A 23,420-nucleotide genomic window follows, 5' to 3' on the forward strand; every position below is an offset into this window, starting at 1 on the left:
GAAGGAAGGCGGGAATGGTAGGCGTTGCCGGCGCTCGCGTCACATCGCCTGCGCCGCAGTGCCGGCCGCGACCGGTTTGCCGGGTTCCGGCCGCAGCCGGCTCAGCCGGGCCAGCGCTCGGTGTCGTGGTCCGGATGCTGGTGCGACACCAGCTGCGCCAGGAACGGCGCCGCGTCCAGGTCGGCTTCGGTGCGGATCGACGGCAACCGGTGCAGGCCGTCCACGAACGGCAGCTTGCCTTCCAGCCCGTACTGGATCCGCGGCGGCAACGCCGCCGGAGCGTCGAACGCACCGGCGGCCACGGCGACGCCGTCCGGCGCCTCGTAGGTCAGCGGCGTGCCGCAGTCGGCGCAAAAGCCGCGCCGCACCAGGTTGGAAGATTGGAAATGCTTCGGCGCGCCACGCGTCCACACCAGTTCCGCGCCGCGCGTGGACACCAGCGGCGCGTAGTAGGCGCCGAACGCCTTCTGGCACATCCGGCAATGGCAGATCGAGGCGTCGTCGAGCCGGCCGCGCACCCGGAAGCGCACCGCACCGCACTGGCAACCGCCGCTGTAGTCGTCATGCTCCATGTCTGCTCTCCGCTGCGAACCGCATCGCGCAGGCAGCGCCCCATGCGCTGCGCGCAGGGGACGAACGATCGCGGCGGCCGCCAAGCGGGCCGCCGCGACGCTGCGCCGTCAGTACTTCTTTTTCTTGCGCTTGGCCGGCTGGCCGCGTTCCGGCGGCGGGGGCATATCGGTCATCGGCTCGCCCTCCTCGACCAGGCGGAAGTCGATCTTGCGCTCTTCCATGCTGGCCTTCAGCACCAGGATGCGGACCCGGTCGCCGAGCCGGAACTGGCGACCGCGGCGCTCGCCGGACAGGGTCTTGCGCACCGCGTCGAACTGGTAATAGTCCTGCGGCAGCTGGGTCACGTGGATCAGGCCGTTGACCTTGGACTGGTCCAGCTCCACGAACAGGCCGAAGCTGGTGACGCCGCTGACCACGCCGTCGAACTGGCCGCCGACGTGCTTTTCCATCCACGCCGCGCGGTAGCGCTCGTCGACCTCGCGCTCGGCCTCGTCGGCGCGGCGCTCGCGCTCGGAGCACTGCAGCGCCAGCGCCGCCATCTGGCGCGGCGAATACAGGGACTTGTCCGGCGCGCCGCGGGTCAGCGCGTACTTGATCGCGCGGTGCACCAGCAGGTCCGGATAGCGGCGGATCGGCGAGGTGAAGTGCGCGTACGCCTGCAGCGCCAGGCCGAAATGGCCGGCGTTGTCCGGCGAGTACACCGCCATGCTCTGGCTGCGCAGCAGCACCGACTCCAGCAACGCCGCGTCAGGGCGCTCGCGCACCTTCTTCAGCAGCTTGGTGTAGTCGCCCGGCGCCACCTTGTTCCACGGCGGCAGACTCAGCTTGAACTCCTTCAGGAACTCCAGCAGGTCGGCGTACTTGGACTCCGGCGGCCGCTCGTGCACGCGGTACGGCGCCGGGACACGCGCCTCCAGCAGGTGCCGCGCCGCGGCCACGTTGGCGGCGATCATGCATTCCTCGATCAGCTTGTGCGCATCGTTGCGCACCAGCATGCCGGCCTGGGCCACCTCGCCGGTGTTGTCGAGCACGAAGCGCACTTCCGAGGTCTCGAACTCGATCGCGCCGCGGCGCGCACGCGCCTTGGCCAGCACATGGTAGAGCTGGTACAGGCGCTCAAGCTGCGGCAGCACCGCGGCCACGTTCTTGCGCACCTGCTCGTCTTTCTCGCCCACCGCCTGCCACACCTGCTCGTAGGTGAGGCGCGCGTGCGAGTTCATCACCGCCTCGTAGAAGCGCGCGCCGGTCGCCTCGCCCTGGCGGTCGATCTGCATGTCGCAGACGAAGCACATGCGGTCGACCTTGGGGTTGAGCGAGCAGATGCCGTTGGACAGCGTCTCCGGCAGCATCGGCACCACGAAACCGGGGAAGTACACCGAGGTCGCGCGGCGGACCGCCTCCACGTCCAGCGGCGTGCCCGGACGCACGTAGTGCGACACGTCGGCGATCGCCACCACCAGGCGGAAGCCGTCCGCGTTCGGTTCGCAGAACACCGCGTCGTCGAAATCCTTGGCGTCGGCGCCGTCGATGGTCAGCAGCGGCGTCTGCCGCAGGTCCACGCGGCCCTCGATCGCCGCCGGCTCCACCGTCAGCGGCACCGCCGCGGCTTCGTCGAGCACCGCCTGCGGGAATTCGTAGGGCAATTCGCGGCCGTGGATCGCGGTCTCCACCACCAGCGACGGGGTCAGCTTGTCGCCGAGCACGGCGATGATCTTGCCGATCGGCGGGCGGCGCCCGTCCGGCGTGGAGGTGAGTTCGCACACCACCAGCTGGCCGTCGCGCGCCTCGCCCGTCGCATCCGGCGGGATCTGCACGTTGCGCTGGATGCGCTTGTCGTCCGGCGCCACGTAGGCGATGCCGCCCTCCATGCTGAAGCGGCCGATCAGTCGGCTCAGGCCGCGCTCCAGCACCCGTGCGATGCTGCCTTCGCGGCGACCGCGGCGGTCGATGCCGGTGACGTTGGCCAGCGCGCGGTCGCCATGCAGCACCTTGCGCATCTCGTAGGGCGGCAGGAACAGGTCGTCGCCGCCCTCGTCCGGACGCAGGAAGCCGAAGCCGTCGGGATTGGCGATCACCACGCCGGGGATCAGGTTGGTCTGCTGCACCGGCGCATAGCCGCCGCGGCGGTTCTGCACCAGCTGCGCCTCGCGCAGCATCGCGCCCAGGCGCTTGCTCAGCGCCTCCGTGCGCGAAGGCTCGGTCAGGCCGAGCTGCGCGGCCAGTTCCTCCAGCGTCTGCGGGCCGTCGCAGCGGTCGAGCAGTTGCAGGATCGCCTCGCGGCTGGCGATCGGCTCGGCATAGCGCTGGGCCTCGCGCGCGGCGAACGGATCGGCGACGGCGGCCGGCTTGCGCGACGGCGCGGACCTGGGTTCGGGCGGATGCAGCGGTTGCAGCGGCGGCTTGGGGCTGCGCCGCAGGAAACTGGGCAGGCTGGGCATCCACGACGGCAGCTTGGATTTCTTCGGCGGCGGCGCAGCGGCCGGGGCGGCGGCCTTGCCGGCGGGGGCGTCGTGGGATGCGGGCTTGCCGGATTTGCCGGACTTGCTTTTTCTGTTGGTCATGCGCCCATGGTACTCGCTGGGCCGCCAACGCAGGCCAACCCGTGCAGCCACGGGCCGCGAGGTCTCCTCCAGAAACGACGAGGCCCGCGTCGGCGGGCCGGTCGTTGCGGGAGTTCAGCGCTCCCGCGTTGCTGCATGTGGTGCCCAGGAGAGGACTCGAACCTCCACGAAGTTGCCCCCGCTAGCACCTGAAGCTAGTGCGTCTACCAATTCCGCCACCTGGGCGCTGAAGGCCGCGAATTTTGCGGGCGGCGCGCGCCGTTGTCAACGCCGGCGCGCGTCAAGCCGCCGGCGGCGGCGCGGCGGCGCGGCGGCGAGCGCGCACGGCGTTTCCGTCAATCCCGGCCGAGCATGCCTGCGGGATGGCGGCGATCGCGGCGAAGCCGAAGGCGATCCGGACGCGCCATGCACTCCACGCATTCCCGCCATCGGTGATGCCCTGCAGCCACCGTTTCACCGCGCTCGCCGGGACCGCCCCCCCGTATCGGCAGCGGTACGCTCGATCGCGATCGCCGCCCACGCAAGGCGTCGAGGCACGCGAGGCACGACACATCATTGCCGATCGCGATTGCCGATCGCGGGAAAGCGCCGATCGTGCGTTGGCGGCGGCGTGCAGGGCCGGCGCGCAGTCGGCGCAAAACCGCGCCTGCCGCGCACAATTTCGCACAATGTCGGATCCATGGCGCGGGCACCGGACCTGCTTCGAACAAGCGCTGTGATGCAACCGGGGAATCGCGATTTTGTCGGTTGACCGCGCATCGCAAAGGATTAGCGTGCATGCGGCGAATCCCCCTCGTCCCCCCACGCTCCGGAGCTCCCCAATGACGTCCCTACCCGCCTCGCTGCTCGCCGCCTCGCTGCTCGCCTTCGCCCATCCTGCCAGTGCCGCCACGCCGCTCCATTCGCTCGCCGAGATCGAACGCGCGCTGGACACCGGCGCGACTGTGGCGGTCGCGGTCGACCTGAGCCAGTGCACGCCCGCTTCCGCCGGCGCCACCCCGACCCAGACCCGCGGCGGCCTGCGCATCGGCGCATACCGGGTGATCGCCGACGGCACCCTGTCCTTCGCCGACGAGCACTTCACCGTGGGCCGCGACGGCAAGCCGATCCAGCAGTTCCTGCGCTACCAGGTGCGCCCGGACGGCAGCATCGACTTCACCATGGCGGTGTTCGCCCTGCCCGGCTACCAGCAGATCGGCGCCACGCTTGGCTACCGCTGCGCGATCGACCAGGGCCTGCACTTCACCGCCCCCCACTGAAGGCCGGCGTTGCGCGCGCCGCCGGCACGGCGCGCGCAGGCCGGCATGCGCATGAAAAGCGCCGCTTGACAGCGGCGTGCGCAACCGACAAAATCCCCGGCCTGTATCGCCCAGGTGGCGGAATTGGTAGACGCACTAGCTTCAGGTGCTAGCGGGGGCGACTTCGTGGAGGTTCGAGTCCTCTCCTGGGCACCATCGATACAGCGAAAGCAGTCAAGCAGTTAAAGAAAAACCCGCTTCGGCGGGTTTTTTGTCGTCTGCGCGCCACCGGCCGCGGCGCCGCGTGCCGGATGGCGCCGCGGCGGCAGGCACGGCACTGGCCGCCGTGCCGCGCACGGCGCGCCGCGCATCGCGACGGCCCGACTCAGCGGTCCCGCCGCCGGAAGGCGCCGATGTCCACGCGCACGCCGCCGACCCACACCGCCACCATGTAGGCCCGATGGCCCGGATTGTGGCGCTCGGCGGCGCGTGCGGCCAGGTACGCATTGGCGGCATGCACCAGCACGTACAGCGCCGGCTCCAGTTGCCCGACACGCCGCAGCTTCACTTCGTAGGTGGGCATGCCGCACCCTGCGGCGCGACCGCATGCCTGGCTCCAACGGCTCCCGCTGCCTGGTGCGGGACCGCGCCGCACCGGGGCGCCGTTGCCGCCATCGCAGGCACCGCGATCGATAATGGACACAGCATCGCCGCCCTCCTGGTCGTCCCTGTCCGCCATGCGAACCATCACGCATCGACGCGACCCGTACCGCCAGAGTATTCGATTTCCGAACATATAGAGTCAAGCGTGCCTGTACGACAAGGCGATGGATGCTCCATATCTTGGTAGGCCCCGTCTGCGCAAGGCCCACCGCGATGAAAAGCTTCGGCGACCGCTTGCGCGAAGCCAGGAAGGCCGCGGGGCTGACCCAGGAACAACTGGGGTTCGCGCTGGGCGTGACCAAGTCGTCGGTGTCGGCCTGGGAGAACGATCGCGAGACGCCGGGCTTCCGCCTGTTGCCGAATCTGCGCGGCGTGCTCAAGCGCTCGTTGGACGAACTGATCTGCGGCCAGGTGCAGGGCGCTGCGCGCGTCCACGATGCGTCCGCGGACTACGTGCTGCAGGCGCACGATGCGCACGAGAAGGCGCTGCTGACCCGCTACCGCAATCTGCCGGCACGGCGCCGCGAAGCGGTGCTGGAACTGCTCAAGCCGGACAAGGGCTGAGACGCGGCGCCGCCGGCGCCCGCCGAACTGCGCGGGCGCGCCGGGCATGCGGCCACGCAAGCATTCGGCGGCCAGCGCCCACTCCGAACCGGAGCGCATCGCGCCGGGCGCGGGCGTGCCCGGCGGAATCGGCGGCCCGACGCGCCTGCACGGCGCGCCGGCGATGGCGTCGCCCGCGGCCATGCCGGCGCCGCCGCCATCGCCCCGGCAGCGCCCGGGACCGTCCTGCCGGCGGCGCTCAATCGGCGCGGGCGATCGGCATCAACTGCAACACGCGCTGGGCGCGCGGCTCGCGCAGCAGCGACGCGGGAACGGCGCGCTTGCTGGACGCCTCGCATTGGACCACGCCGATGTTGCGCACCATCGCGTGCAGGTCCTGGACCCGCACCGGGCAGCGGTACAGTTCGCCCTGCTTGATCACGTACAGGGCGTCCGGCACGCGATCCAGCTCGCCCATGAACAGGCCGCCGTCGCCGATCGGCGGCACCTCGCCATTGAGCACATAGCCGCCGTCGAGCAGATGCTCGCCATGCACCTGCAGCGTGCCGAGGTAGGTATGCAGCACCCGCGCATCGAGCGTGTGCACGGCGAGCTTGCCCGGCAACAGGAACCAGTCGAAGTCGCCGGTGCCGCCACCCAGCTGCATGGTCTGGCTGGTCACCGCCTCCGGCTCGCCGATATGCGTCCTGAAGGTCCGGTAGCTGTCGGCGCGCAGCAGCAGATGCTGCCCCTGGCGCAGGCGCTGGCGCCCCTGCATGGCGCTCAGGTCCACCTGCGCCCTGTCGTCGGCATCGCCGGGATCGGCCGGCGCATCGAGCGTGAAGCCGACCGCGGCCGGCAGCGAGCTGCGCAGCGGGTCGCGCCCCACGAACACGCCCTGGCGGCCGATCGCCAGCGTGGAGGCGTAGCTGCCGCTGAACGCGGGCGTGTGCTCGCCGGCGCTGTAGTAGTCGTTGACGGTGGCGGCGACGTCGCCCCAGCGGCCATCGACGATGCCGCTGACGCCGGCGGACTGCGCCCCGCCGCCGCCGGCCAGGTGGACTTCCAGCTGGCGGTAGTCGCCGGCGTCCCAGGTGCGCGTCTGGCTGTAGTCGTAACCGGCGCCCCTGGCGGCGTTGCCGCCGCGCTCCCAGCGCAGGTTGGCGCGATCCAGCACGCTGCGCTGGTTGGTGCTGTCGTTGCGGTAGCGCGACGCGGTCACGGTCAGGTAGCCGCCGCGGTCCACGCCGCCGGACTCGCGGGCGCGGTACACGCTGGCGTTGGCCAGCAGATCGACCGGACCGATCCGCCAGCTGCGGTTGGCCGACAGGCTGAGGCTGCGCAGCAGGCTGCGCTCGCGCGTCCACGCCGGCACGTCCCAGTCCTGGCCCGGCAGCGGCGACGGCGCGGCGCCTAGCGTCCAGCCGGCGCCGGCGGCCGGCCAAAACCCGGCGGGCGCCTGCCAGTAGGCGGAACGGCTCTGCCGATAGCCCAGCGCATAGCTCACCTTGCCCCATGCGGCGCTGAACGTCGCCGACTGGCTCGCGTAGCAGGACCCGGCCCCCCCCCGCCCGCAGTCCGGGGCGTCCAAGCGGTAATGCGAGAGGTTCACGCCGATCCCCTGGCCATACCAGGACAGCAACGCCGAGTCGCCGCGCGCGCCATGGCTGCCGGCGTAGGCGCTGAGGTCGGCGCTCACCTGGCTGCGGGTGAAGGCATGAGCCCAGTCCAGCCGCGCCTCGCCATACACGCGCCCGTCCTGGCGGGCCATGCCCAGGGCCGCGCTCAGGGTTTCGTCGAGGTTGTACTTGATCGCCGCCTCGGCGGCGACGCCGCGGCCGTCGCCAACGCCGTCGCCGCCGAAGCCGTCGCGGCGGACGCGCCCGGCCTGCGCGAACCACTCCCAGCTGCGCGCCTGGCCGGCGCTGGCGCCGGTGGAATACGGCACGGTCTGGCTGCGCGCCAGGCGGCCGTCCTCGTAGATGCACAGGGTGACCGGGTAACTGCCCGCCGGGAAGCCGACGGTGCCGAACTGGACGATGCCCGCGCCCAGGTAGGCGCTGCCCAGCAGCTGCTGGCCGCGATAGGCGTCCACCCGCGCCGGACGCGGCAGGATCACCTCCAGCGGACGCCGCCGCGCGGCGGGATCGTCGTTGCGGTACGCCTGGGTGGTGCCCACGCGCACGCCGTCGAGCAGGCCCTGCGGCAGCATCTGGAAGCCATAGCTGCCGCCCAGCGCCCCGGTCAGGTCCGCCGCGTCCATGCGCCCGGCCTGCAGGTAATGGCGGCGCCCCAGGTCGTGGCGGTAGAACGCCTGGTCCAGCGACAGCCGCTGCGATGCGTCGCCGCCGCCGTGGTTGCTCAGGTAGCGCCAGTCCACGCCCAGATAATCGGCCGCGCCCACGCCCAGCGCGGCGCGCCCGTCCACGGCCACGCTGCGATAGCCGCGCCCGCCGCTGACGTCGATCTGCTGGCTGTGGACCAGGGCGTTGCGCGCGTCGGCGCTGGGCGTGAACCAGCCGTCCGCCGGATGCCACTGCGCGCGCGCCAGCCAGTCCGGCCGCACGAACAGCGCCAGCGTCTGCCGGGCTTCGTCGTAGATGACCCCGACCGGGTCGGGATCGGGCAGGTAGCCGCAGGCCGGGGAGAGCCGCGGGTCGCAGGCCAACTGGCTGTTGCGCGGCAATGGCGCGGCCAGCGCCGCGCGCAGCGCGGCCAGCTGTTGCGCATCCAGGTCCTGGCGCAGCGGCAGCGCCGCCAGCAGCGGCGCCGCGTCGGCGAGCACGACATGCGCGTCATCGACCTGGAACGGGTAGTCGCCCAGCGGCTTGCCCAGCAGCGAGGTGCTCAGGATTTCCGGATGCGACTGCACCAGATCCTCGAAACCGGCCGGCACCCCGCCGGCCCAGGCGGAGGCGCTCACGCCGAGCAACAGACCCAGCGCCACGGACAACGGGTGTTTACGCTTGGACATGGGAGAACGCCTCGAATGGAATGAAAAGGGAACACACAAACACCGCCATGCCCGCACCGGCATGCGGCGCAGCATCGGCAATCGATGTCGGAAAAACTTGTGGCGAGATCGCCGCTGCGTGCACCGCCGCCAGAAACGCGCGCAGGTCGAGGCGGCACATTCGGCAGGACACGATGCGAGGTGCACGCAATCATCGATGCAGGGCGAGCGTACCGAAGCAGGCGGCTACATCATTCAAACATCCACCTGCCGGCGCATGCGTGCCGGCAGGAGGACAAGCGAGCGGGAAGCAACCCGCTCTATTACAGCGTCATCGGCGAATCCAGCCTCAGGCGCCCTGGGTGATGCTCAGCGCGATGGTGCCGGAATAGTCGCCCGCCGGCAGCCCACCATCCAAAATTTCTTTACTAGGCTTAACACCAACTTTGAAATCCAATGGCAGGAATTTAACACTATCCCAGTATTCAGACGGAGTAAAATTGACCCGATTACCAACAGCTATTTCCTTACCTCCAAGATAAACATAAAGATCGTGCTTTTCAGTTCTTTTTGCATCTTCAATATCCATCTTCGTAGGCGTGACGATGATGTTCTTGGTCATATCGTTCGTATAAAATATAACCGTTTCATATGAATAATAACGATGTTTCTTGCCAGAATTATCATTCTTGAGCTCGATATTATCAAAAATAGAGCCGTCACTCTTCTTCAGTACGACATCCGATTCAACTGTCAGATTGACAGCGATATTCTGATCGGTCGCGAGAGCGGGAGCCGCCAACAGCACGGTCGACGCCAGAGCGGCGCTATAGACTATTGCATTTATTTTCATTATATTACAATCCTTATTCCAGAGAAATTATATGAACTGTATAGAAGCCACTACAGGCGAGGAAACACACCGCACAAGTCGATGAGGTCGCAGCCCCCGTGCCAGGCACCCTCAACCAAGTGAGTAGCGAGCGAAGCAGATAGTCAACCCACTCCATGACAACAAGCGATGCTGAATGTTCTCTCGGGCAGACTGAGTAATGCACAGTAGAATGGTGCCGATATGGCCACCGGCCGGGGGAAGCCTCGCTGAGTAACCAGAACCGCCGCCAATCCGAAGAAATACGGCGAATCCAGCCTCAGGTGGATTGCGTGATGCTCAGCGCGATGGTGCCGGAATAGTCGCCCGCCGGCAGATTTTGGGCATAGCTAGCGGTACTCGGATCAAGTATAGCAACAGCGAAATCCATAGAAGTGAAAGCAGTCGCCCCGTGATATTCAGAAGAAGAAAAAGTAGTTGGCTTATTGAGGGTCAAATCCTTTCCACCAATAATAACCCTTAGATTATAATTTTCCGAGCTATTGTGACCTGAAATATTCATTTCAGAAGGCGTCACAACAATATCGTGATTGACGTCATTTGTATTGAATACAACCGGGGTTTCTGCAGCGTATTTAATATATTGGCCAAATGGCACTTTCTTAAGTTCGATTTCTTTAAAAAGAGTACCATCCTGATTATTGATGGAGACATTAGATGCAACTTTCAATTTAACTTCAATATTTTGGTCTGCAGCGAAAGCAGGAGCCGTTGCCAACATCATTGCAACCGCACTGACAGCGAGAGCATTGAACTTCATAATTTTTCCTTTTTCATTTTCGATGGATGGCATGAACTATCGTCATTGCCGATTTTATAGAGCCGCTGGCTCTAATACTTTCCGCATCACCGCGCTGTCCTCGTCGCGATAGTGCACGACCCAGGTCCGCATCGATGCCGGACGCTCCGGCAATGCGATGACCTGCCCTGGATAGATGTTGCGCTTGAGCTCCACCGACCGGCATTGCTCCCCGGCCGCGGCGGTCGGGCAATACTCGATCGTCTCCAGGCGGGCACGGCTGGTGCCGGCGTTGCGCAGCGACTTGCCGGCGTCGGCCAGCTCCAGCTGGATGCTCGGCTGCCTGGCCTTGACCAGCGCCAGCACGCCCCAGGTGATCGAGACGCCCACCTTCGCCTGCACGCCGGCGCTGGCGGTATCGCCCGCCGCCGGCAGGTCGCTGTCCGGCGACTGCACCGGCTGTACGTACACACGGTAGACCGCGTCCTGTTCCGGCAGCGCCTGGGCGGCCAGCCGCACCATCCGCGTCGCGCCGGCCGGCAGCACCAGCCGCTGCGGCATCGCCACCAGGTCGCGGCCGTTGGTCGGGGTGGCGTCGACCTCGTGCTCGTCCGCCCTCCCTGGCGACTCCACGCGGCGGACATAGACCTTCAGATACTGGGTGGCGTCGGATTGGGACACGACCTCGAACTTGCCGACCCCCTTGCTGTCGGCCGCCAGCGTCACCGACATCGGCGTGACCTGGATCGCGGCCTGCGCCGCGCCCGCCGCCAATACCCCGAGCACCAGCAACAACACGCGACGCCTATGGAAACTAGACATGACTATCTCCAGAAAATTGATGAGCGACGGCGCCAGTCCGGATCTGCGCCGGATGTCGCCTGCGGGATGCGGCGACCGGACACGCATCGAGCGTGGTGGCTGTGCCGGACTCGCCTGGCACGTCCCTCGAAGCGAGGCAGACTGTAAGAGTTTTCCAGGGAGGGGTTAACTGGATTTTTCTGGAAACGGCGCTGCGCAGGCGCATGCCGGGCCAGGCGCTAGCCGATCGACGCCGTGGCCGGAGGCTGGCCGGACCTCCACCACCAAGCCACCCGGCACGCCTGCGCCAGGCGCGCAGGGCCGGGCGCGCGCAGGGCGCGGACGGCCTGCCGCCGGCTTACTCCGCTGCGTCGCCGCTGCGTCGCGGGCGTCGGAAGTCGCCCGACGCGCGGCCGGGGCGTCTTCGCAGACGCGCTCGCGCGCCGCGCCACGCGCGATGGCGCCACGCGGCCGGGACCCGGCCGCGCGCCACGCCCCCGCTCACAGCGCGAACTGCTGGCGCAATTGCCGTTCGAAGGCGTGCAGCCCCGGTTCGATGCCCGGCTGGTCGGCGGCCAGCGCCTCCAGCAGCGCGCGCGCCTGTGCGGACAGTCCGCGTTCGCCCAGCACCGCCAGGCCGCCGCCGATCTTGTGCAGACTGTCGCGGGCGCCGCCGCGATCGCCGGCGGCCATGGCCTGGTCCAGTGCGCCCAGGTCCTTGGCGGTCTCGTCGACGAACGCCTGCCGCATCGCCGCACGCACGCCGTCGCGCACGCTCTGCGCCGCCGACGCCAGCGGCTCCGGCGGGCCCAGGTAGCGTCGCAGCACCGCTTCCAGCTGTTCCAGGCCGATCGGCTTGAGCAGCAACATGTCCATGCCCGCGGCGCGCGCGCGTTCCTGCTCCTCCGGCAGGGTGCTGGCGGTCATGCCGACGATCGGCAGGCGCTGGCCGGCGGCTTCGCCGGCACGGATCAGCTCGGTCATGCGGTAGCCATCCATGCCGGCCATGTAGCAATCGCTCAGGACCAGGGCGAAGGATTGCGCGGCGAGCGCCGCCATGCCATCGCGGCCGCTGCCGACGATCTCGTGCATGCATTGCAGTTCGATCAGCTGCTGGCGCAGCAGGATCTGGTTGGTGGGATGGTCCTCCACCACCAGCACGCTGCCGTACTCCAGGAATCCGGAACGCGGCGCCGGCGCGGGCGCCGCCACCGGGCCGGACGGCGCGCGCGGCAGCAGGCGCCCGAGCACCTGCTGCAAGGCCTTGCGGCTCAACGGATTGACGCTCAGCAAGAGGCGGCCGGACGGCTCGGCGTAGCCCAGCGTCAGCGGCTCGTCGACCACCCATGCGCAGGGCACCCCGGGCACCTGCGCCGCAGCCTCGTCCAGCAGCCATAGCGCGACCGGCGCGGCGGGCGATGCGGCGCCATCGACCGGCTCCACCCCCAGCGCCAGCAGCTGCTGGCGCACGTCCTCGCGCCGCGACGGCTCGCCCAGCGCCAGGCCGACGCGCGGCGCGCCGGCCGACGGCGGCGGCGACGCTTCCACGCACGGCATGCGCACCGCGAAGGACACCGCGGTGCCCTGGCCATGCACGCTGTGCATGGCGATGTCGCCGCCCATCAGCCGCACCAGGCGCCGGCAGATCATCAATCCCAGGCCCGAACCGCCGTATTGGCGGGCGATCGCATCGTCGGCCTGCGAGAACGGCTCGAACAGTTTTTCCAGCTGCGCCGGGGTGATCCCGATCCCGGTGTCGCGCACCTCGAAGCGGATGGTCTGCAACGGGCCCTGCTCTTCCTCCACCTGCAACGCGACGCGGATCTGCCCGTGATGGGTGAACTTGATCGCATTGCTGATCAGGTTCATCAACACCTGGCGCAGCCGGATCACGTCCAGCTGCAAGCGCCGCCCGACCCGCCGATCGACATGGCAGCGCAGCCGCAGGCCCTTGTCGTGCGCGCGATGGCCGATGGTGGACAGCACGTTCTCCAGCATCGCCACCAGGTCGGCCGGCTCGGTCACGATCTGCACCTGGTCCGATTCCAGCCGGGACAGGTCCAGGATGTCGTCGAGGATGTGCTGCAGCGAGCGCGCCGACTGCATCACCGTGGACAGCATGGCGCCGGCTTCCTCCGGCAACGGCGAGCGCGACAGGATTTCCAGCAGGCCCAGCACGCCGTTCATCGGCGTGCGGATCTCGTGGCTCATGGTGGCCAGGAAGTTGGCCTTGCTGCGCGCGGCCACTTCGGCCAGCGCGGTGGTGCGCGCCAGTTCGGACTCGTATTCGCGGGCCTTGGTGATGTCCGAGCAGACCCCGCTCCAGGCCAGCGTGCCGTCCTCCTCGCGCCGTGGCGCCGCCTCGGTGCGCAGCCACTTCCCGCCGCAGTGCGCCGCGACCTGGAATTCCAGCGACAGCGGCCGCATCCGCGCGGCCGACAGCGCGAAGCGGCGCCTGGCCCTGCGATGGTCGGCCGCCGACAGGCAGGTGGCCGGCCACTGCGGTTCGGCGGCCAGCCGCTCGCTGGACTGGCCGAACAGCTCCTCGACGTTGCCGGCCACGTAGCTGAAACAGAACGCGCCATCGCCATCGGCGCGGATCTCGAACACCGTGGCCGGCAGGTTGGCGGTGATGCGCGAGAGCATCGACTCCAGGCGCCGCGCCTTCTGCTCGGCCTCGCGGATGCTGGTCAGGTCGATGAAGGTGCTCAGCACGCCGGCGCTGGTCGCGCCATCCAGGCGATAGGGCTGGATCAGGTTCAACCAGATCCTGCGGCGGCCGTGGCGATCGGGCACGACGTATTCGCGCCGATTGGGCTCGCCGCTGGCCAGCGCCTCGCCGGTGGCCGCGATCACGCGTTGGCGCAGGTCCGGAGCGTAGTGCGACACGTCCTGCATGCGTTGTCCGACCAGGCCCTGCTCGCTGACGTCGAACGCGTCCTGGTAGGCGCGGTTGACCCGCACGTAACGCTGCTGGCCATCCTTCACCGCCACCGGCAACGGGTAGGCGTCCAGCAGCAGGCTGTTGAAGTGCAGCTGGCCGGTCAGGCGCTGCTCGGCGACCTGCAGCGCGCGCGTGCGCCTGCGCGATGCCAGGTACAGTCGCAGCACCAGCGCGATCACCAGCACCGATGCCAGGATGCTGCCGCCCACCAGCGCGAACACCCGCCGCTGCGAGACGCCGAACTGGTAGGAATTGCGCAGCCAGTGGTCGTCGATCCGGCGCCGCTGCTGCCGGGGCATGGCGTCGATCAGGTTGTCGATGATCGGGACAAGCTCGGCATGGGAGGGGGAGACGGCGATGAGCAGCCCCATCGAGATATCGGTGGGCGCGACCACCTTGAGCCGCCCGGAGAACTCGCGGGCGATCAGCGCGTCCACCACCGCGAGGTTGCCGACATAGCCCTGGACGTGCCCGTCGAGCACCATCTGCAACCCTTGCCGGTCGTTTCCCGCCGGCGCCAGCCGGCTGTGCGGCAGGCGCCTGCCCAGTACGCGGCGCAAGGTCGGATGGTCGGGCACCGCCAGGGCGGCATGGTCCAATCCTTCCAGTGCCGAATAGGTGAGCGCGTCCGCACGCGCCACCACCACGTAGGTCACGGTGGTGAAGGGCTTGGTATAGGCCCAACCGGGTACGCGTTCGTCCATCGCCTCCAATGGCATCAGCATGTCCAGTTCGCCGCGCTCGGCACGCGCCCGTGCCTGCGCCGAACCGCTGACCGGCACCGGCTCCACCTGCAACCCGGTTTGCCGCGTCAGATAGTCGAGATAGCCCGACGCGATCCCCTGCGGGGCGCCGTCGTCGTCCAGGAAGCCGATCGGCTGCGCGCTCGGCACGAATCCCAGCCGCAGCGGCGCCTGGCGCTGCAGCATGGCGCGCTGCCCGGGCGTGATGGTGTCGGCGGCCGTGCGCGACTGCACGGTCCGCTGATCCAGCCAGTGCGCTTGCAGCCGCGCCAGTTCGCCCGGCGGCATTGCCGCCATCGCCGCGTCCAGACGCGCGCGCAATGCCTCCGCGCGCCAGGAGAGCGCGAAATGCAGACCCGCATCGTCGTAGATGGACTGCGGGCGGACCTGCAGGTCGGAAAAGCCGGAACGCTTGAACACGCCGTCGAGTTGATAGGGCTCTCCCAGATACGCGTCGGCCCGCTTCTCCTCCACCGCCGCCAGCGCGGCGCGGGTGTTCTCCACCAGCAACGGCGGCACCGGTCCGGGCCATTGCGCCAGCCATTGCGCCACCGCCTGTCCGCGTTCGGCGACGAAACGGAATGTCCGCCAGTTGTCGCCGGTGATCGGCGCCGTTGCATTGCGCGTCACCAGCACCGGTCGCGAGTCGAGATAGCGGGTGGTGAAGATCAGGCAGCGGCTGCGCTGCTCGTTGACGATCACGTCCGGGACGATGTCGATCTCGCCCCGGCACAGCGCATCCAGGCTGTCCTGGAACGTGGGATAGCTGCGATAGGCCAGTTGCCACCCGGCGGACTGGGCCAGCCGGCGCAGGTAGTCGATGCTGTAGCCGGTCGCTCCATGCTCGCTGGGATGCGCCAGCGGCGCCAATCCCTGCCGCGAAAACCCCACCACCAACGGCGCTTGCGTTCCAGGCTGCTGTGCCCGCGCCGTGGACGGCGCCATGCAGAGCACCGTCCAGCCGACGAACAGCGTCCACAACAGCCTGGCCGTCATTCGATCAACCTCCATGCAGTTCGCGGAAGTACTGGAACAACTGCGCGTCGGAGGCCACGCCCAATTTGCGCTTGGCCGAGATCTTGGCCCAGCTCACGGTCTTGATGCTGCGGCTGAGCGCCTGCGCCACTTCCGCCGGAGAACTGCCCTGCGCCAACAGGCGTATGACCTCGATCTCGCGGCCGGTCAGTTCCACCTGGTTGCTGAGGCGCTGGGCATCGGCCTGCAGCAGGCGGTCCTGTATCCGCGCATCGATGTAGCGCCGCCCGAAGAGCAGCGCGTTGGCCGCGTTGGGAAGCTCCATGATATCGCTGGACTTGTGCATGATCCCGATGTTGTCCAGCTCCAGCACCTGGGTGATGAGCGCCACGTTGTCCAGCGCCGAAAACAGCAGCATCGGCAGCATCGGATGGCGCCGCCGCAGCAGCTTGAGCAGTTGCATGCCGTCGCCCTCCTTGTCGGGCATGTTGTAGTCGACGATCAGCAGGTCGCAGCGGACCGTCGTCAGCACCTGCAGCAACTCGGGCCCGTTGGCCGCGGTCGCGACGACGTCATAGAAGCCGTCGACGCCGAGCACGAAACGACATCCCTGGACCACCGCCGGATGGTCGTCGGCCACCACCACTCGTCTCGTCATGCATGTATCTCCCAGCGTCCTTGATATTGCAGCGCATGCCGGCTGCATGCCTGAACTATATCAACCGGCAAAGGCCCAACAAGCATGCATTCCCCGTAAACGGCAAATCCGGAATTTTCCAGTTCGCCTCGCGCGCGCGGCGCGGCATCATCCACGCATTCAAAAGCAGCAGCCGCCATGGGCTCCTCCACCCGGAGGAGCCTGGTGGGCGTCCGTACGCCGACGCCCGCCGCGCTGCCCCATCCACCGCATGTCCTGTGGCTGCAGAGGCACATGCACACACACAGCCGCCATCATGAAAACGCCCACCCACATTGCTGCACTCTCGCTGGCCGCCCTGCTGTCCGCCCATGCCGGCGCCGCAGCGGCGCAAACCCCTGCGCCCGGCGGCACGCGGCAGGTGAGGCTCAGCGCCAGAACCCACATGAGCCAGGACCTGGTGATCGCCGAGAACCAGGTGTTCGCGCGTCTGGACCCGCAGGCGCAGGCCCCGGCGACATGGCTGGCCTGTGCGCCCGGCAACAGCCCGGCCACTGGCGCGTGCCCGGACAAGCACACCGACCAGCGCGACGCCGCCACCCCCATCGGCCTGACGTTCACCGACCAGAACGGCCACAGCGTCCCGCTGCAGCTGCTCGCCTGGAGCAGTTGGGCCGACCCGGCCGGCAGCGGCGGCGGCCAGCTCAAGATGGCATTGAATTCCACGGCGCCGCCGCCGGCCGGGGCCCAGGTGGCCGCGCGCACCTACTCGATCCGCCTGCCGGCCGGCAGCGTCAACGCGCTGCCGGCCGGCACCTGGCACGCCACGCTGCGACTGGACGCGCGGCAGGCCGCCGGTGCAATGGCCACGTATGGCTACGACATCACCCTGGACATCGACGACGATGGCGCCGCCATCTATTTTCCGAAGGGACGTTCCATGCCCTTGCGCAGCCGCGCGGCCGGCGCGCCGCCGAGCGGCGAGATCGCGCTGTGCCTCTACGATGGCCGGGGCCGGGAGCCAATGGACTACGAATTGCAGTTGCTGGACCCCGAATCCGGCAACGGCCGCTTCGAACTGCACAACGCCGTGGACAACACACCGATCGCCTACCAAGTGCTGAGCAGCGCTCCCGGCAGCGACGGCGCGCGCGATATCGCATGGCAGTACGGCCAGATCAAGCGCTTCGCTCGCATCGATGCGCGGTTCAAGCGCACGACGCGTATCCCGGGACTGCCCATGGACGTGACCTGCGCACCATGGACCCTGCGAGTGAAAGTCTCTCCCCAGGATTACGCGAGCAAGCCGGCCGGCCGTTACAGCGGCGTCCTGCGGGTCCATTTCACCCCCTCCACGTGAGCCACGCATGCTGAACGACCTTCACGCCGCGCCCATGCCGCGCTGGCGCCATGCCCGCATGGAAAGACCCGCCGCGCCGGCCCAGGCCGACGCGGCGCTCGTCGATGCGGACGGCCCCTGCGTCGGCCAGGACATCGCCGCGCTGCACCTGCGCTACCAGCCGATCTACCGCACCGACGGCGGCCTGCACAGCATCGAGGCGCTGTTGCGCGAGAAGGAGCCGCGGCGTGGCGCATGTTTCCCACGCGCGCTGGTGGCCGGACTGCGCAGCCAGCGACGCCTGGCCGAACTGGACTGCCATGTGCTCGACCAGGCGAGCAAGGCACTGTGCCTGCTGGAACAGGCGCACGGGCAACCGATGCCGCTGTCGGTCAATGTCGCGATGGAATCGCTCGACGATGACGGCTTCCTGCGCGAGCTGGAACGCGCGCAGAACCGCCTGAGCGGGCAGCTGACCCTCGAATTGCTCGAAACATCGGCCGGGCGGCCGAGCCGATCGCTGAAACAACGGATGCAGGCGCTGCGCGGCAACGGCCTGCGTCTGTCCCTGGACGATTACGGCACCGGCCACTCCTCGCTGCTGCGCCTGCTCGACTTCGCGACCTTCAGCGAAATCAAGCTGTCCAGCGAACTGACCCACGACTGCGCCAACGACCCGATGCGGATGACGCTGATCAGGCACAGCTACCAGCTGGCCCGCGAACTGGCACTGGACTTCGTGCTGGAAGGCATCGAATCGGCCGACGCACTGCGCATGCTGGCCACGCTGGACATGACCCGCGCAACCGCCATCCAGGGCCATGCGCTGTGCCGGCCGGTGCCTTATGCGCAGCTGCGCGTGCTGTCCAGGCACGGTCACCTGCACCACTGCTGGCACGCGATCAACTGATCCGCACCGGGGCCGCAGGCTGGCGCGCTCCACCCTCACGATCGCCGGCCAACCCGGTGCGCCGCCGCCACGCCGCCGGCGCGAGCGGCGGCGTGGCTCAGTGCCCGCCGGCGGCGGCCGCTCCGCCGCCGCCGGCGAACGGCGGCCTGGCCAGCCACAGGAAAAAGATGATGCCCAGGAACACCCAGCCCAGCAGGTAGAAGATGTCGTTGAAGCCCATCTGCGAGGCCTGGTGGTTGATGGTGTTGTTGAGGAAGGCCGCGCCGGTCTGCAGATCGCCCTGCCCCATCGCCTGCACCTGCTCCTGCATGCCCGGGGTGTAGATCGAGATGTGCTCGGTGAGGTGCGCGTGGTGCATCTGCGTGCGCTTGGCCCAGAAGTAGGTGGTCAGCGAGGCGGCGAAGCTGCCGCCCAGCGTGCGCAGGAACGTGGCCAGGCCGGAGCCGGCCGCGATCTCGCGCCCGTCCAGATCCGACAGCAGGATCTGCAGCACCGGCATGAAGAACAGCGCCACGCCCACGCCCATCAGCAACTGCACCCCGGCCACGTGCGCGAAGTCGACCTGCAGGTTGAAGTCCGAACGCATGAAGCTGGTCGCGGCCATGAAGATGAAGGCGATGCTGGCGAGCAGGCGCAGGTCGAAGCGCGGGGCGTACTTGCCGACGAACGGGGTCATGATCACCGGCAGCACGCCGATCGGCGCGGTGGCCAGGCCGGCCCAGATCGCGGTGTAGCCCATGTCGCGCTGCAGCCACTGCGGGATCAGCAGCGACACGCTGAAGAACGCGGCGTAGGCCACGATCAGCGCCAGGGTGCCGGCGCGGAAGTTGCGGTGGCGGAACAGCCGCAGGTTGACGATCGGGTCCTTGTCGGTCAGTTCCCAGATCAGGAACACCGCCAGCGCCACCACCGAGACCGCGGCCAGCACCACGATCTTGTCCGAGCTGAACCAGTCCTCGTCGTTGCCCAGGTCCAGCACCAGTTGCAGGCAGCCCACGCCGATGACCAGGGTGATCAGGCCGACGTAGTCCATGCGCGGGCGCTCGACCGGTTCCGGGCGGTCGCGCAGCTGCGCGCCGACCACGATCGCGGCGATGATGCCCAGCGGCACGTTGATCAGGAAGATCCATTCCCAGCTGTAGTTGTCGGTGATCCAGCCGCCCAGGATCGGACCGGCGATCGGCGCGACCACGGTGATCATCGCCAGCAGCGCCAACGCCTGCCCGCGTTTCTCGCGCGGGTAGATCGACACCAGCAGGCTCTGCGTGATCGGATACATCGGCCCGCACACGAAGCCCTGGATCGCACGCGACACCACCAGCATGCCCATGCTCTGCGCCAGGCCGCACAGCAGCGAGGCGATGGTGAACGCCAGCGTCGCCCACACGAACAGCTTGGTCTCGCCGAAACGCCGGCTCAGGAAGCCGGTCAGCGGCAACGCGATCGCGTTGCTGACCGCGAACGAGGTGATCACCCAGGTCGCCTGCTGCGCACTGGCGCCGAGGTTGCCGGCGATGGTCGGCAGCGAGACGTTGGCGATGGTGGTGTCGAGCACCTGCATGAACGAGGCCATCGCCAGGCCCACCGTGCACAAGGCCACGCTGGGCGGGCGGAACCCGGCGGCGGCCGGTACGCCCGGAGCCCCGGGCGCGGCAGGAATGGCAGCTTGGTTGGACATGGCCGGACTCAGTTCGCCTTGGACGCGTCGGGCAGGTTGGCGTGGATGATCTGCGCGATGGCGGCGTCGGCCTGGCCCAGCTGCTGCGCGTAGACGTCGGTGCCCAGCAGCGTGCCGGTGGCGAACTTGGTCGGCAGCACGCCGCCGTTCTGCTGGTGCAGGTTCACGTCCACCTTCATCGACAGGCCGATGCGCAGCGGGTTCTGCGCCAGCTGCTTGGGATCGACGGCGATGCGCACCGGCACGCGCTGCACGATCTTGATCCAGTTGCCGCTGGCGTTCTGCGCCGGCAGCAGCGAGAACGCGCTACCGGTACCCAGGCCCAGGCTCTGCACCGTGCCCTGGTAGCGCACCGCACCGCCGTACAGGTCCGACTCCAGCTCCACCGGCTGGCCCAGGCGCATGTGCTTGAGCTGGGTTTCCTTGAAGTTGGCTTCCACCCACACCTGCTCCAGCGGCACCACCGCCATCAGCGCCGCGCCGGGCTGCACGCGCTGCCCGACCTGCACCGAGCGCCGCGCGACGTAGCCGGAGACCGGCGCGACGATCGCGCTGCGGGCGTTGTTGAGGAAGGCCTGGCGCACCTGCGCGGCGGCGGCCTGCACGTCGGGCTGGCGGGCCACGCCGTTGTCGTCGATCAGCGCGCGGTTGCGCGCCACCGTCTCGCGCGAACCGCTGACCGCGGCCTCGGCGGCGGCCAGCTGGTCGCGCGCATGCGCCAGTTCCTCGGCGGAAATCGCCCCGCTGGCGACCAGGCTGCTGCGGCGGGCGACGTCGGCGCGGGCGCGCTGCAGCGTCGCCTGCTGCGACGACAGTTCGGCCTGCGCGCCTTCCACGCTGCGGAACAGGCCGCGCACCTGGCGCACGCTGCGCGCCAGGTTGGCCTCGGCCTGCTGCAACGCGACCTGGGTGTCGGCCGGATCCAGCTTGACCAGCAACTGGCCGCGCTCCACGCGCATGCCGTCGTCGGCGCCGATGCCGACCACGGTGCCGGCGACCATCGGCGTGATCTGCACCAGGTTGCCCTGCACGTAGGCGTCGTCGGTGTCTTCGTGCCAGCGGCCGGAGACGAAGTACCAGATCGCCAGCGCGACCAGCACCAGCACCACCACCACGGCCAGGCCGCGCAGCAACCGGCCGCGCCGGCTGCGGCCGGGGGCGGGGCCGGGGGCGGAGGAATCGGGAGTCGTTGTCTGGTTCATTGCAGCGGTCTCAGGAATGCGAAACGGAAGAGGTCGACGGCGCGTCGGCCGCGGGGGTGGCGTCGTAGCCGCCGCCCAGCGCCTGGTTCAGGCGCACCGACACCAGGATCTGGTTGGATTGCAGCACGGCCAGGCGCTGCTGCGCCTCGAGCAGCGGCTGCTGCACGCTCAGCACCTCCAGGTAGTTGCCGATGCCGGCCCGGTAGCGCTGCTGCGCCAGGTCGAAGGCGGCCTGCGCGGTGCCCACCGCCTGCGCCTGCTGCTGCGCCTGCTGCGCCAGCGAACGCGCCGCGTTGGCCTGGTCGGCCACCTCGCGCAGCGCCGCCACCAACGCCTGGTTGTAGCTGGCCACGGCCAGGTCGTATTGCGCGTCGCGCTCGGCCAGCTGGCTGCGCAGGCGGCCGCTGTCGAACAGCGGCAGGCTCAGGCTGGGCGCGAACACGCCGAGCAGCGCATCGTGCTTGAACAGGTCGCCGAGGTCGGTGGCGGCCACACCGCCGAGCGCGAGCAAGTTGATGCTGGGGTAGAACTGCGCCTTGGCCGCGCCGATGCCCTGCGCCGCCGCCTCGGCCCGCCAACGCGCGGCGACCACGTCGGGCCGGCGCCCGAGCAGGTCGCTCGGCAGCACCGACGGCAGCTGCACCGTCACCGGGTCGAGCGGGCGCGGGCGCGCGATCTGCAGGCCGCGGTCCGGACCGCGGCCGAGCAAGGCCGCCAGCGCGGTGCGCGCCTCGTCGATCTGCTGCTGCGCCGCCTGTTGCTGCTGGCGCGCCGCCGGCACCCGCGCCTGCGCCTGGCGCAGCTGCAGGTCGCTGTCGATGCCGGCGTCGCGACGTTGCTGCACCAGCTTCAGGCTGTCGTTCGAGCGCGCCAGTTCCTCGCCGGCCAGGTCGTACAGGCGCCAGGCGTAGCCGAGCTGCGCATAGGCGCGGGCCACGCCGGCCGACAGGTCCAGGCGCGCGGCCTGCGCATCGACTTGCGCCGCATGCGCCTGATCCACCGCCGCTTCCCAGGCGGCGCGCTTGCCGCCCCACAGGTCCAAGCCGTAGCTGAAGTCCAGCAGCGCCTGCTCGTTGTGGATGTACTTGCCGCCGATCTTGTCGCCGGCCAGCCCCTTGGGCAGCTGCAGCCCGGTGTAGCCGGCCGACAGCGACAGCTTGGCGCCGCGGTCGGCGTTGGCCGCGCCGGCCTGTGCCTGCGCCAGGCGCAGGCGCGCGTCGGCCGCCTCCAGGTCCGGGGTGCCCTGCAACGCTTCGGCGATCAGCGCGTCGAGCTGCGGGTCGCCCAGCGCGGTCCACCAGTCCTGCTGCGGCCAGGCGGCCGGCGCCAGCCGGTCGGCGGCCAGGGTCTTGCCGGCCTGCAGTTGCCGGTCGGGGTCGAGCCGGCGGCCCTGCGGCTCCAGGCCGCGGCTGCTGGCGCAGGCGGCCAGCGCCAAGGTGAATGCCGCGGCCGCGAACGGGCGCAGGCGATGGGACGAAGCGGAGAGATTCATGAGCGGATTCATGGCGAATTGAGGGAGTCGCGGACGCGGGTCAACAGCGACGTGAGGTGCTCGCGCTCGGCGGCGGAGAGGTCGCGCAGCGCGCTGGCGATGGCCTCGTCGCCGCGTTGCTTGAGCTGCTGCCACAGCGCGCGGCCTTCGTCGGTCAGCACGATCTGCAGCGCGCGGCGGTCCTGCGCATGCGCTTCACGGCGCACCCAGCCCAGGTCCTGGAACTTGTCCAGCAGGCGGGTGACCGCGCTGGGGTTCTGGTCGATGGCCTGGGCCAATTCGTTGGCGGTGCATGGCGACATGTGCGCCAGCGCCTTCATGCCGAGGTAGTGACCGAAGCAGAGATCGAGCTCCAGTTCGGCCATGGACCGATCGAGGCAGCGCATCAGGCCGTCGCGCACCTGCCGCAGCAGCAAACCGAACGATGGGGGGCCAGGGGGGGAGGAGGCAGTGGTCATGGCCGCAATTATTTTCATTTGCAAATATATGTCAAGGAAATATACCGAATCCAAGTGAATGCTGCGTTGCAGCAGCGCA

19 protein-coding genes and 2 tRNA genes are annotated in these 23,420 nt (G+C 69.0%); 5 read left to right on the forward strand and 16 right to left on the reverse strand.

From position 1 onward, the window contains the following. Nucleotides 1–101: 101 nt before the first annotated feature. From G4Q83_RS13130 to G4Q83_RS13145, 4 genes are all read right to left on the reverse strand, one after another. Nucleotides 102–572: a GFA family protein gene (locus G4Q83_RS13130; protein ID WP_128418541.1), complete on the reverse strand. Its 471-nt coding sequence runs from the start codon at nt 570–572 to the stop codon at nt 102–104. A 108-nt stretch (nt 573–680) separates the two neighbouring features. Continuing rightward, nucleotides 681–3,134: a ribonuclease R gene (rnr, locus tag G4Q83_RS13135; RefSeq protein WP_386273170.1), complete on the reverse strand. Its 2,454-nt coding sequence runs from the start codon at nt 3,132–3,134 to the stop codon at nt 681–683. A 138-nt stretch (nt 3,135–3,272) separates the two neighbouring features. Continuing rightward, nucleotides 3,273–3,359 (reverse strand) — tRNA-Leu (locus tag G4Q83_RS13140). Between the two features lie 55 nt (nt 3,360–3,414). After that, on the reverse strand, nt 3,415–3,591 hold the full coding sequence (locus G4Q83_RS13145; protein ID WP_158254946.1) for a hypothetical protein: 177 nt from the start codon (nt 3,589–3,591) through the stop codon (nt 3,415–3,417). 364 nt (nt 3,592–3,955) lie between these two features. On the opposite strand from G4Q83_RS13145, the gene G4Q83_RS13150 reads away from it, so the two are divergent. Beyond that, nucleotides 3,956–4,393, forward strand: coding sequence for a VirK family protein (locus tag G4Q83_RS13150; protein ID WP_128418542.1), 438 nt, complete (start codon nt 3,956–3,958; stop codon nt 4,391–4,393). A 108-nt stretch (nt 4,394–4,501) separates the two neighbouring features. Then, a tRNA-Leu gene (locus G4Q83_RS13155) sits at nt 4,502–4,588 on the forward strand. 169 nt (nt 4,589–4,757) lie between these two features. Here G4Q83_RS13155 and G4Q83_RS13160 read toward each other — a convergent pair. Beyond that, nucleotides 4,758–4,955 (reverse strand): hypothetical protein, encoded by a 198-nt coding sequence (locus G4Q83_RS13160; RefSeq protein WP_128418543.1) that lies wholly within the window; start codon nt 4,953–4,955, stop codon nt 4,758–4,760. A gap of 293 nt (nt 4,956–5,248) precedes the next feature. On the opposite strand from G4Q83_RS13160, the gene G4Q83_RS13165 reads away from it, so the two are divergent. Next, a complete protein-coding gene (locus G4Q83_RS13165; RefSeq protein WP_128418544.1) occupies nt 5,249–5,599 on the forward strand; it encodes a helix-turn-helix domain-containing protein in 351 nt (116 codons plus the stop codon). Between the two features lie 238 nt (nt 5,600–5,837). On the opposite strand, the gene G4Q83_RS13170 is transcribed toward G4Q83_RS13165, so the two are convergent. From G4Q83_RS13170 to G4Q83_RS13200, 7 genes are all read right to left on the reverse strand, one after another. After that, entirely contained in the window at nt 5,838–8,552 is a 2,715-nt protein-coding gene (locus G4Q83_RS13170; protein WP_128418545.1) for a TcfC E-set like domain-containing protein, read from the reverse strand. Beyond that, entirely contained in the window at nt 8,539–8,712 is a 174-nt protein-coding gene (locus G4Q83_RS13175) for a hypothetical protein (protein ID WP_158254947.1), read from the reverse strand. Before G4Q83_RS13175 ends, G4Q83_RS13170 begins: the two co-directional genes overlap by 14 nt. 168 nt (nt 8,713–8,880) lie before the next feature. Continuing rightward, the gene (locus tag G4Q83_RS13180; RefSeq protein WP_128418546.1) at nt 8,881–9,384 is read right to left on the reverse strand and encodes a hypothetical protein; all 504 of its coding nucleotides are present in this window, start codon (nt 9,382–9,384) and stop codon (nt 8,881–8,883) included. A 298-nt stretch (nt 9,385–9,682) separates the two neighbouring features. Then, the gene (locus G4Q83_RS13185; protein WP_128418547.1) at nt 9,683–10,216 is read right to left on the reverse strand and encodes a CS1 type fimbrial major subunit; all 534 of its coding nucleotides are present in this window, start codon (nt 10,214–10,216) and stop codon (nt 9,683–9,685) included. Nucleotides 10,217–10,237: 21 nt separating this feature from the next. Further along, the gene (locus tag G4Q83_RS13190; RefSeq protein WP_128418548.1) at nt 10,238–10,984 is read right to left on the reverse strand and encodes a hypothetical protein; all 747 of its coding nucleotides are present in this window, start codon (nt 10,982–10,984) and stop codon (nt 10,238–10,240) included. Nucleotides 10,985–11,464: 480 nt separating this feature from the next. Further along, nucleotides 11,465–15,646, reverse strand: coding sequence for an ATP-binding protein (locus G4Q83_RS13195; protein ID WP_158254948.1), 4,182 nt, complete (start codon nt 15,644–15,646; stop codon nt 11,465–11,467). Nucleotides 15,647–15,650: 4 nt separating this feature from the next. Further along, nucleotides 15,651–16,283 (reverse strand): response regulator, encoded by a 633-nt coding sequence (locus tag G4Q83_RS13200; protein WP_158254949.1) that lies wholly within the window; start codon nt 16,281–16,283, stop codon nt 15,651–15,653. A 295-nt stretch (nt 16,284–16,578) separates the two neighbouring features. Here G4Q83_RS13200 and G4Q83_RS13205 point away from each other — a divergent pair, with 295 nt between their 5' ends. Together G4Q83_RS13205 and G4Q83_RS13210 are read left to right on the forward strand one after the other, a co-directional pair. Further along, nucleotides 16,579–17,622, forward strand: a complete 1,044-nt coding sequence (locus G4Q83_RS13205) for a CfaE/CblD family pilus tip adhesin (protein WP_158254950.1) — start codon at nt 16,579–16,581, stop codon at nt 17,620–17,622. A gap of 7 nt (nt 17,623–17,629) precedes the next feature. Then, entirely contained in the window at nt 17,630–18,511 is an 882-nt protein-coding gene (locus G4Q83_RS13210; RefSeq protein ID WP_128418552.1) for an EAL domain-containing protein, read from the forward strand. A 97-nt stretch (nt 18,512–18,608) separates the two neighbouring features. Here G4Q83_RS13210 and G4Q83_RS13215 read toward each other — a convergent pair whose 3' ends face one another. Genes G4Q83_RS13215 through G4Q83_RS13230 form a run of 4 tightly spaced genes read right to left on the reverse strand, consistent with a single transcriptional unit; the run spans nt 18,609 to nt 23,341 of the window. Continuing rightward, nucleotides 18,609–20,189 carry a DHA2 family efflux MFS transporter permease subunit gene (locus tag G4Q83_RS13215; RefSeq protein WP_128418553.1) on the reverse strand — a complete coding sequence of 527 codons (1,581 nt, stop codon included), beginning with the start codon at nt 20,187–20,189 and terminating at the stop codon, nt 18,609–18,611. Between the two features lie 8 nt (nt 20,190–20,197). After that, nucleotides 20,198–21,391: an HlyD/EmrA/EmrK family protein gene (locus tag G4Q83_RS13220; protein ID WP_128418554.1), complete on the reverse strand. Its 1,194-nt coding sequence runs from the start codon at nt 21,389–21,391 to the stop codon at nt 20,198–20,200. A gap of 10 nt (nt 21,392–21,401) precedes the next feature. After that, on the reverse strand, nt 21,402–22,883 hold the full coding sequence (locus tag G4Q83_RS13225) for an efflux transporter outer membrane subunit (RefSeq protein WP_128418555.1): 1,482 nt from the start codon (nt 22,881–22,883) through the stop codon (nt 21,402–21,404). A gap of 8 nt (nt 22,884–22,891) precedes the next feature. Continuing rightward, nucleotides 22,892–23,341 carry a MarR family winged helix-turn-helix transcriptional regulator gene (locus G4Q83_RS13230; protein ID WP_128418556.1) on the reverse strand — a complete coding sequence of 150 codons (450 nt, stop codon included), beginning with the start codon at nt 23,339–23,341 and terminating at the stop codon, nt 22,892–22,894. Nucleotides 23,342–23,420 lie beyond the last annotated feature (79 nt).

Source organism: Xanthomonas theicola (genome assembly GCF_014236795.1).
Lineage (GTDB): Bacteria > Pseudomonadota > Gammaproteobacteria > Xanthomonadales > Xanthomonadaceae > Xanthomonas_A > Xanthomonas_A theicola.